The sequence below is a fragment of the Xenorhabdus yunnanensis genome (assembly GCF_028598805.1).
GTDB lineage: Bacteria > Pseudomonadota > Gammaproteobacteria > Enterobacterales > Enterobacteriaceae > Xenorhabdus > Xenorhabdus yunnanensis.
The window spans coordinates 1-348 of record NZ_JAQRFI010000269.1 but is presented as its reverse complement, the minus strand read 5'-3'; the positions used below and the strand labels follow the sequence as shown (position 1 = coordinate 348).

The following is a 348-nucleotide window of genomic DNA, read 5'->3' as shown; positions in this document are numbered from 1 at the left end:
GCACCAGACCCCGCGCTGGCTGCACAACCGACCCACAATCCCGACACTCAGGCTCTGGGGCTGACATCACGCCATTTGGCCTATGTGATTTACACGTCCGGCTCGACCGGCTTGCCCAAAGGGGTGGAGATGCCGCTGGCGGCGCTGTCAAACCTGCTGCAATGGCATCGGCATTCCCCTTCACAACCCACCGGTAATGCCGGTAATGGCAGAACCCTGCAATTTGCCGCACTGGGATTTGATGTCGCCTTTCAGGAAATTTTTACCACCCTGTGTGAAGGCGGCTGTCTGGTCTTGATTCATGAAGCCCTGCGACGGGAGCCGCAACAACTGCTGCGGCTGATTGAG

Annotated in this window: 1 protein-coding gene; it reads left to right on the top strand. The window is 58.6% G+C overall.

Going from position 1 to position 348, the window contains the following annotated elements:
• Window positions 1–348: AMP-binding protein (locus PSI23_RS22195; RefSeq protein WP_273557068.1), on the top strand; the 348-nt coding region annotated here is incomplete at both ends.